Here is an 8,623-nt window from a genome sequence, read left to right on the forward strand (position 1 = left end):
GCGGCGCCGTTCATCGCGGTCCTGTGCCGCGGAAGCGGAGCCGGCCGTTGTCCTGCTCGAATTGCAGCGTCCCGCCCGCGATCCCGAGGTCGGCGGCGTCGATGCGGAAGAGGCCGTCGTCTCGCACGATCTCCTGCATCTGCGGGTCGCGGGGGTCGATGAGGAACCCGTCGACGAGCGCGTATTCCGTCTGGTAGCGGGCGGACGCCGCGCCGGCGCGCGCCATCTGCCCGACGAGGATGACCTGCCGCTCCCCCAGTGTCGTGCGGAAGTGCCCGACGACGTACACGTGATCCGCCCGCAGCAGCACGCGCACCGACTCCACGCCCTCGACGGGCGGTGTGCCGCCCGCCAGCCGGTCGAAGGACGCCTCGTCGACGGACCGCCATCCGCCGGGCTCGGCGACGGCCACCGTCCGCAGATCGCGCAACCGCGCGCCGGCCCACTCGATGTATTGCCGCAGTGGTCCCTTGCGGATCTCCTCCCAATTTTCCGACACCGTGTACAGCGCCAACTCCTGGTCCTGCGGGCTCTTCCCTTGGAGGACGGCCTGGTGGCGCTCCTCCGCTTCCCGGAAGGCCTGCAGAAGGTCGCGATACGCGACGAGTTCCTGGCGCCGCGCCTCGAGGGTGCGGTACGCGGCCGCCGTCGCCTTCAACTGCTCAAGGTCCTTGCGGACCACGTCGCGGACCATGACGGCGTTGGCGATCGTGTCGACGAGGCTCTCGCCGCTGAAGACGGCGCCGGCGTATCCCTCGGCCGCGTAGAGGCTGTAGAACCGGATCTTCTGGCGCGCCGGGCCCAGCCGCGCCTCGTAGGCGCGGCGCGCGGCGTCCACCTGAGGCTCGAGCGCGCGGATGCGCGCGTCCGTCTCTCGGAGCTGGCCGGCGAGGATGTCGAGGCTGGTCTGCGTCGTCTGGCCCTGGACGTCCTTGAGGAAATAGAGGAACACGCCGGTGATGTGCGCGTCCGCGGGAGGCGCGGCCACCAGCAGGGCGAGCGTCAGGGCCGCCGCGGCGACGGCTCCCCGGTGCCAGCGGGGCTTCACGTCCACATCCCCTCCTGGCGCAGGGCGCGGAGCACGGCCAGCCCGGCGCCCAGCGCGCCCAGGGCGGCGCCGGACGCCAGGCAGAGCGCGACCCACGCGCCCGCGCCGCCCGCCGCCGGGTGGGGCAGGAACGGCATCAGCGCCGTGGCCCCGGAGGCCAGCGCGCTCGTGACGACGACCAGCGCGAGCGCGGCTAGCGTCCCCCCGGCGAGCCCGAGCAGCGCCCCCTCAAGGAGGAACTGGCCCCAGATGCGCGCGGGCGGCACGCCCATGAGGGCCTTGATCCGCACCTCGCTGGCGCGCGCGAGAAGCGCCAGTTGCCAGGTGACGGCACTCACGAGGAGCGCCAGAAGGCCGAAGCCTGCACCGGCGGCCCACCCCACGCGCCCGAGCCAGCCGGCGAGGCGCAGGAGTGGCGTCAGGTACCGCTGGCCGTAGACGACCTGGTCGACGCCCCCAAGCCCGGAGATCTCCCTGACGAGCGGGGCGATGGCGGCCGGGTCGGCCACCTCGACGTCGATGCTGTCCGGGAAGGGGTTGTCCGCGAAGACCTCGCGCAGGTCGACCTGGCTCGAAAACGCCTGTTCCATGCGGGCGAAGGTCGTCTCGCGCGGCACCACGGTCGCCGCCCTCACCCCGTCGAGCTTCTGGATGCGCGCGGCCAGTGCCGAGGCGTCCGCCCCGTCCGCGACGATGACGCGCATCTTCGCCTGCTCGCGCAACAGCGTGACCAGCGCCCTCGTCTCCCGCGACGCCACAGCGACGCCGCTGACGAAGAGCACCGCCAGCGCCGTCATGAGGATGAGCGCCACGGCCGGCAGGACGTTGCGCGACGTGCCCTCGCGCACGTCCCGGAGCATGTAGAGCCACGGCCATAGGTTCAGCCTGGCGCGCCCGGCCACGGCCGCGGGGGCCGCACCGTCGCCCGCTCCCGGTCCGCCCTTCACCGGCGCGCTCATGAGAGCGCCGCCTCCTTCCCGCTCCCGCGGCGGGGCCAGGCCGCGTCGTCGACGACGCGCCCGCCCTCGACGCGCAGCACCCGCTCGCCCGCCCAGGCGAGGAGCTCCTGGGAATGCGTCGCGATGAGGATCGCCGGCCGCCACTCGCGGTGGATGGCGCGGAAGATGTCGAAGACGCGCCGGGCCGTGTCGAGGTCGAGGTTGCCGGTGGGCTCGTCCGCGAGCACCACCGGCGGCCGGTGGATGAGCGCGCGGGCGATGCCGACGCGCTGCTGCTCGCCACCCGAAAGCTCGGCCGGAAACCGGCGCGCGAGCTCCTCCAGTCCGACGGCCGCGAGCATGCGCCGCGCGGCGTCGGCCGCTTCCCTTGGTGGGAAGCCGAGGATCTCGGCACCGTACGCGACGTTCTCCAGGACCGTCTTCCGCGGCAGGAGCTCAAAGGACTGGAACACGAGGCCCATGCGCCGCCGGATGCGGTGCGCCGGCACGCGCGCCAGGTCCTGGCCCAGCACCCGCACGACGCCCGCGTCCGGCCGCACGGCGCCGTAGAAAAGTTTGAGAATCGTCGACTTGCCGGCGCCCGACGGGCCGGTGAGGAACGCCCACTCCCCGGGCATGAGGGTCAGGTCGACGTCGCGTAGCACGGGCCGCTCCGCGCGCCCGTACGCCTTCGACACGCCGGCGAGCTGGAGCGCCGATCCGTCGCGATCCATTCCCCTAACCTCCCCCGCCGCCCCCGCGCAGCGCTTCACGGGCGCGCGTCAACAGGTCCGGGAGCGCCTGCGCGCCCTTCCTCGCCGCGGCCCAGTCGCCCTTGAGAAAGCCCAGCTCCACGAGGCCCATGTTGTACCACAGCCGGCCGGCGAGATCGGGGTCGACCGTGTCCACCTGCGGATACGCGGCGTGGATGACCTGGTCGACGGGCTGCCACACGGCCTTGGCCTGGCTGTAGCGGCCCTCGTCCAGGAGCTTCGCCACCTGGCGCGCGCCGGCGACGGCGTCGTCCCAGCGAGCGTCGGACAGGCCGCCGCCGCAACCCGCGACGAGCACGGCCGCGAGGGCCGCCAGCGCCAGCATCCGCCGCATCAGCGGCCGCTCTCCTCGATCAGGCGCCGCACCTGCCGGACGATGACGCCCTCGTCCGCATCGGACTGGATGTAGAGTCGCTGCCGGCCCTGGGCGTCGATGAGGAAGAAGCCGGTGTCGTGCTCGCCGTTCGCGCCGTAGGTACCGACCAGTTGCTCGACGACCGTCACGTGGTACGCCGACCAGACCGGCCGCAGCTGCTCCAGGGTGCCCGTGAGGAAGTCCCACTGCCGGGGCGCGTGCGCGGGATCCTCCTGCGCGATGGCGGCCGGTTCGCCGACGCGGTCGAGCCACGGGTCGACGGAGATGGCGACCAGCGCCAGCCGCGCCGCGTCCGCGCCCAGCCTCCGTTGGATGTCGCCCATGACGCGGAGCGTGGTGGGGCAGACGTCCTTGCAGTGGCCGTCCAGGAAGGTGAGGAGGACGACGCGCCCCCGATAGTCCGCCAGCGAGACGGAACGGCCGTGCTGGTCGGTGAGCCGGAAGGACGGTGCCGGCGAGCCGCCCAGCGAGGTGCCGGCATAGGCGTCCAGCTGGGCGCGGCCGCGCGTGCCCGCGAGGAACGCGAGGATCACGAGCGCCCACAGGGCCCACCGCAGGCGGACGAGCGCGCGGCGCGGCCCGCGTGGCCCGCGTGCCCTGGCGTCCGCGACGTCACCGCCCGCGCGTGGCATAGCGGTAGTCGACCTCCTCGACGCCCGCCACCCCTCCGACGCCCAGGCCGGCGCCCGCCTCCGCCGCGCGCGCCTCCGCCGCGCGCTCCGCGATTCCCCAGAGGTAGAACGCGCGCAGGAAGACGCTGATGTACACCGCGCCCGCGAACAGCTTCATCACGACGCCGCCCAGCTGCTGGTCCGCGAGCGGATCGAGCCAGCTGATGCGCGGGGCATGGACGTACCAGTCGTAATAGGGAACGCTACCGAACGTGATGAACGCGAAGACGGGCGTCATCGCCAGGCCATCGAGGAACACGTACGCCATCTGCGCCGGGTAGCGCAGCGGCGGCATCTCCGGCAGGGGGCTGAACACGCGCGACCACGCGAAGCACCCGGTCATAAGAAGAAGGAGGTGCTCCAGCGCGTGGAGGGCCGGATTGGCCAGCGCGGCCTGGTAGATCGACGGCACGTGGTAGACGGTGAAGACGCCGTTGAAGACGAAGACCGACACGATCGGATAACAGAAGAACCGCAGGAGCTTCCAGCCGAGGACGGCCAGTACGCGCGGCCACGTCTTTTGGGGCAGCGCCCGCAACGAACCGCGCACCCACTCCGGCACGGGCGGGAAGCGACGGTTCAGGCCCAGAAGGAGCAGAGGCGGCGCGAGGAAGCCGATCATCATGTGCTGGAGCATGTGCACCCAGAAGAGGTACAGTTCGCCGATCTCGTCGATCGGCGACTCCAGCGCGATGAACAGGACCAGCAACCCGGCGTAGGTCCACGCGGGGTGGCCCATCTTCCGGTCCGGGTAGGCTCGGTTCGAGTGGCGGACGAGCCACGTGTACAGCGCGGTGGCCACGCCGAGGCTGACGAGCACCGGCGGCTGCCAGGTCCACATGAGCCACAGGTGGCTGTTCACGACGCATCACTCCCGGGCCGGGTCCGGCCGCCAGCGATTATAACCCTCAAGGCGCGGGCCCATCCAGCAACGAACGGCCAATCCTGGAACGGACCGCGCGCCGGGAAAGAAAAACGCGCCCCTCGGCCGAACGCGAGAAGCGCTGCGACGGTGACAAACGCAATGGGCTCGCAGGGAATCGAACCCTGAACCTACCGGTTAAAAGCCGGTTGCTCTGCCGGTTGAGCTACGAGCCCGCCGCGATTATCCCCCACTTCGCCGGCAAAGTCAAAGCGCGGCGGATGTGGAACCGTGCCACGCGCCGCGCCCCCGCGCCGGGGATGGCGATCGGCGCGCTCGTCGCCGCGTCAGGAATGCCGCGAGCGCCAGACCACGTAGGAATAGACCATCGTGGACAGGCTGGCCGCGATCACGAGGACGATGGCGGCCACGGCCCACGGCGCGCTGACAAACCCCGCCAGCATCATCACCACGCCCGACGCGACGAACGCATAGGCGGCGAAGCGGTGCGTCCGCCGCCAGACCTCCTCGTCCGAGAGGGTCCACGGCGTGCGGATGCCGATGAACCAGTTGGGCTTGAGCTGTCCCATGACGTTGCCGACGACCACGAGGAGCGCCCCGACCGCGAAGGGTACGACGCGGTCCATCGGAACCGGATGGCCGGCCCCGGCGAGGAGCCCCGCCGCCGAGATCGCGGTCATCACAAGCGCCCCGCCGGCGCGCATCACGCCGAGGGCCGGCGCGAAGCGGGCGTAGTTCCCGCGGAGCGGGTCGAAGCCGGGCACCACCCAGAGCAGCCCGTACACGAAGGCGGGCAGGGCGAGATACAACAGCACGGCCAGGGCCTTCGGCATCGTGCCGTTCACCTGGCCGTGGATGTCCCAGTGCGTCGGCATCTGCGGCGGGAACTGGGCGTACGAGGCCGCCGCGTACACCGCGAGGGCCACCCAGGCCGCGAGGAACAGGCCGTCCAGCACGGTGTAACGTCGCACGCGTTCATTCATGATGAGGATCGCCCTCTCTCATCGACTTCACGCCGTCCTCTCCAGCAAGATCGAGCAGCCATGCGAGCACTTCCTGGAACACCGTGGTGTTCAGCGAGTACACGACGAACTGGCCCTGCCGCCGGTCCTCCACCATCCCCGCCTGCTTGAGGATGCTGAGGTGGTGCGAGATGCTGGCCGCCGTGGTGGGGAATTCGGCCGCGATCTCGCCCGCCGTGCGGTCGCCCAACTTGAGCAGCTGCAAGATCCGGCGGCGTGTCGGGTCGGCGAGCGCCTTAAAGATGGCTTGGTTCAAGCGTCGCTGCGCCTCCCGTCGACTCTGCCGCGCCCTGCCCGGCATGTCTCGCGCGATGGCTCGCCACGACTCGCGACGATGCTCGCGCCGATCCCAGGGGAGCGGATCGCGTCAGAGCCAGAGAATTAGACAGATGTCTAATTACATGGTATGCAGGGAGCCGCGACATGACAAGAGGTCGGCCAGCGCGCTGGAGAAACAAAAAAACCTGGCTGGGGCGCCAGGATTCGAACCTGGAAATGGCGGATCCAAAGTCCGCTGCCTTACCGTTTGGCTACGCCCCAACGCCGAAATCTTTGGGGTGAGTGAGGGGACTCGAACCCCCGGCCTCCAGGGCCACAACCTGGCGCTCTAACCACTGAGCTACACCCACCGTGTAACCTGGCGCGCCCGGCAGGATTCGAACCTGCGGCCCGCTGCTTAGAAGGCAGCTGCTCTGTCCGGCTGAGCTACGGGCGCCAACAAATTGGAGCGGGAGACGGGAATCGAACCCGCGTAACCAGCTTGGAAGGCTGGGGCTCTACCATTGAGCTACTCCCGCTCATCCAAACGCGTGCTGAACTGTGCAAACTGGTCGGAGCGGCGGGATTTGAACCCGCGACCTCGTGCGCCCAAGGCACGCGCGCTGCCAAGCTGCGCCACGCTCCGCGTCGCAAAGCACCGTTTATTGTACTTCGCGTGGCGCATGGCGTCAAACGCTCGAAGCCGCGAGATTTCAAGTGTTTGCGCGTCCTTGCGCGCGCCGCACAGGAGCCTACTGCGCCGCCCCCCGCACCTGCGCGAACGACTGCAGCAGCGCGGGCCAGCTCGCGTCGTCCTCGAAGCCGAGCCGCCACATGATGGCGCCGCCGAGGTTGTACTGCTGGACGAGCGCGATCTTCTGTTGAATCGCGACCGTGTCGTTGTAGTAGTACGTGTACGTCACGCCGTCGGAAAGCTTGACCGTGAACGTGACCTCGCCCTCGGCCACGCGCTGCGGCGTGATCCCCAGCGACGCGGCCGTCTTGGCGGCGTCCCAGGCCGCCGTGGCCTTGGCGCGCCCGCCGTTGTTCGGCCAGAGGTAGGCGTACGTGGGGATGCCCACCAGCACCTTTCGCGACGGGATCTGCGACACCGCGTACTTCACCACGTTGCGCACCCACGAGATCGGCGCGATCGGCCCTGGAGGCCCGCCGACCCAGTGGTAGTCATACGTCATCAACATGATGTAGTCGGCGATCCGGCCGAGCGCGGCGTAGTCGTAGACGCCGCTCACGGAGTTCGTCGGGGAGTCGGACGTCTTCGCCCACACGGACAGCGTGACGATCTTGCCGAGCGGGTGGAGCGCGTCGGCGATCTCCTGCACGAATTGCGTGAACTTCGGCCGCAGCGAGGCGTCGACGTACTCCATGTCCAGGTTGATGCCGGCGTAGCCCTGGTTCACGACGTCGACGATGTTCTTGACGGCGGCCGCGCGCGCGTCAGGATTCTGCAAAAGCTTGTTGTTCGCGTCGCGGGAGTGCGCGGCGAACATGGCGAGCATCGGCTTGCCTGTCTGCGCGTCCCACTCCATCGTGCGCGGGCTGCTGTAGCCGGCCAACGAGCCGTCCGCTCCGAGACTGTACCCGGTGTAGACGATGAAGTCGAGGCTGGCGCCGTGCTTGAGCAGCGTCTGATAGCCGTAATCCGTGTTCACGTAGTATGCAGCGAAGAACGGCTCCTCGCCCAGCGGCTTCGGCTGCGGCGTCGGCACCGGGGTCGGGTTGACCTCGTTGCGCACCTGCATGAACCGGTCGAGCATGGTGAGGGCCTCGGCGCGCGTGGCCGTGTCGTTCGGAGCGAAGCGGACCTTCTGGCCCGGCAGCCCCGGCTCCCCCATCACGATGAACTTCGACACCGCGGCCGCCGCGGGCAGCGCCCAGGACGGGATCTTGTCGCCGTCCGCGAAGATGGCGAACCAGCGGGACTCCGCCGGCACGCCGAGCTGCATGAGCGAACGCCCGAAGAGCGTCGCCAGTTCCGCGCGGGTGATCGTCGCCGACGGCCGGAACGTCTTGTCCGGGTAGCCCTGAACGAGCCCGGCGGCGTACGCGGCCGCGATGGCGCCCTGGTACCGGGCGGGAACCGCGCTCCAATCCTTGAAGGGAGGTTTGGGGGCGGACGAGGCGTCGAGCTCAAGCGCCCGCGACAACCAGACGGTGAAGTCCAACCGCGTCACGGGCTTGTCCGGGTAGAACCTGCCGTCCGCGCTCGGCTCCACGATGCCGGCCGCGAGCATCGCCTGGATCGTGGCCGCGGCCCAGTGGCCGTTGATGTCGGTGAAGTCCTGGCCCGCTCCCGACTGCGCGGCCGCGGGCGCGACCCATCCGCAGATCAGCGCCGCCGCGAGCGCCACTGCCGCGATTCTGCGTCCGAGTGACACCGTTCGACCCCCTGGAGAACGTTCACAAAATTGGGCAAGCCCAGGATATCAGCGGGTTTCCGGCATGGGCAACACATGTAAACGTTCCGTAAAGGCACCGTAATGCGCCTGACAAGCGAACCGCACCGCCATGCGCCGGTTCGACGCCGTTCGACGGCCGCCCCCCTGCGGCTGCGCCCGCGAGCCCGCCCCGCCGCCAGGAGCCGCCGCGCTCGGAGTGGAACTCCCCCGCGGAGGAGGCACCGCACATGACGG

Annotated in this window: 9 protein-coding genes and 6 tRNA genes; all 15 read right to left on the reverse strand. The window is 70.1% G+C overall.

What is annotated here, in order from left to right; genetic code table 11:
- Positions 1 to 10 precede the first annotated feature (10 nt).
- The 15 genes from IRZ18_06920 to IRZ18_06990 all read right to left on the reverse strand — a co-directional run bounded on the left by IRZ18_06920 (position 11) and on the right by IRZ18_06990 (position 8,368).
- A complete protein-coding gene (locus IRZ18_06920) occupies positions 11 to 1,048 on the reverse strand; it encodes a hypothetical protein (GenBank protein ID MBX5476837.1) in 1,038 nt (345 codons plus the stop codon).
- Entirely contained in the window at positions 1,045 to 2,007 is a 963-nt protein-coding gene (locus IRZ18_06925; protein MBX5476838.1) for a hypothetical protein, read from the reverse strand. Before IRZ18_06925 ends, IRZ18_06920 begins: the two co-directional genes overlap by 4 nt.
- Positions 2,004 to 2,720: an ABC transporter ATP-binding protein gene (locus tag IRZ18_06930; protein ID MBX5476839.1), complete on the reverse strand. Its 717-nt coding sequence runs from the start codon at positions 2,718 to 2,720 to the stop codon at positions 2,004 to 2,006. Before IRZ18_06930 ends, IRZ18_06925 begins: the two co-directional genes overlap by 4 nt.
- 4 nt (positions 2,721 to 2,724) lie before the next feature.
- On the reverse strand, positions 2,725 to 3,093 hold the full coding sequence (locus IRZ18_06935) for a hypothetical protein (protein MBX5476840.1): 369 nt from the start codon (positions 3,091 to 3,093) through the stop codon (positions 2,725 to 2,727).
- Positions 3,093 to 3,767, reverse strand: a complete 675-nt coding sequence (locus IRZ18_06940; GenBank protein ID MBX5476841.1) for an SCO family protein — start codon at positions 3,765 to 3,767, stop codon at positions 3,093 to 3,095. The genes IRZ18_06935 and IRZ18_06940 overlap by 1 nt, the downstream gene beginning before the upstream one ends.
- Complete coding sequence (locus tag IRZ18_06945; protein ID MBX5476842.1) at positions 3,748 to 4,668, reverse strand: cytochrome c oxidase assembly protein; 921 nt, start codon at positions 4,666 to 4,668, stop codon at positions 3,748 to 3,750. The genes IRZ18_06940 and IRZ18_06945 overlap by 20 nt, the downstream gene beginning before the upstream one ends.
- A gap of 163 nt (positions 4,669 to 4,831) precedes the next feature.
- Positions 4,832 to 4,904, reverse strand: a tRNA-Lys gene (locus IRZ18_06950).
- Between the two features lie 111 nt (positions 4,905 to 5,015).
- On the reverse strand, positions 5,016 to 5,672 hold the full coding sequence (locus IRZ18_06955) for an SdpI family protein (GenBank protein MBX5476843.1): 657 nt from the start codon (positions 5,670 to 5,672) through the stop codon (positions 5,016 to 5,018).
- Positions 5,665 to 5,967, reverse strand: a complete 303-nt coding sequence (locus IRZ18_06960) for a winged helix-turn-helix transcriptional regulator (protein ID MBX5476844.1) — start codon at positions 5,965 to 5,967, stop codon at positions 5,665 to 5,667. The genes IRZ18_06955 and IRZ18_06960 overlap by 8 nt, the downstream gene beginning before the upstream one ends.
- A gap of 209 nt (positions 5,968 to 6,176) precedes the next feature.
- Positions 6,177 to 6,251: transfer RNA gene (locus tag IRZ18_06965), tRNA-Gln, on the reverse strand.
- Positions 6,252 to 6,264: 13 nt separating this feature from the next.
- A tRNA-His gene (locus IRZ18_06970) sits at positions 6,265 to 6,340 on the reverse strand.
- A 9-nt stretch (positions 6,341 to 6,349) separates the two neighbouring features.
- Positions 6,350 to 6,426 (reverse strand) — tRNA-Arg (locus tag IRZ18_06975).
- 8 nt (positions 6,427 to 6,434) lie between these two features.
- Positions 6,435 to 6,508, reverse strand: a tRNA-Gly gene (locus IRZ18_06980).
- Positions 6,509 to 6,538: 30 nt separating this feature from the next.
- Positions 6,539 to 6,615 (reverse strand) — tRNA-Pro (locus IRZ18_06985).
- Between the two features lie 106 nt (positions 6,616 to 6,721).
- Complete coding sequence (locus IRZ18_06990; protein MBX5476845.1) at positions 6,722 to 8,368, reverse strand: S-layer homology domain-containing protein; 1,647 nt, start codon at positions 8,366 to 8,368, stop codon at positions 6,722 to 6,724.
- Between the last annotated feature and the right edge of the window lie 255 nt (positions 8,369 to 8,623).

It is taken from the genome of Clostridia bacterium (assembly GCA_019683875.1).
Lineage (GTDB): Bacteria > Bacillota > Sulfobacillia > RBS10-35 > Bu92 > Bu92.

Coding starts and splice junctions, on each gene's coding strand:
- IRZ18_06925 (MBX5476838.1), bottom strand. CDS start 2,007: ATGAGCGCGCCGGTGAAGGGCGGACCGGGAGCGGGCGACGGTGCGGCC.
- IRZ18_06930 (MBX5476839.1), bottom strand. CDS start 2,720: ATGGATCGCGACGGATCGGCGCTCCAGCTCGCCGGCGTGTCGAAGGCG.
- IRZ18_06935 (MBX5476840.1), bottom strand. CDS start 3,093: ATGCGGCGGATGCTGGCGCTGGCGGCCCTCGCGGCCGTGCTCGTCGCG.
- IRZ18_06940 (MBX5476841.1), bottom strand. CDS start 3,767: ATGCCACGCGCGGGCGGTGACGTCGCGGACGCCAGGGCACGCGGGCCA.
- IRZ18_06955 (MBX5476843.1), bottom strand. CDS start 5,672: ATGAATGAACGCGTGCGACGTTACACCGTGCTGGACGGCCTGTTCCTC.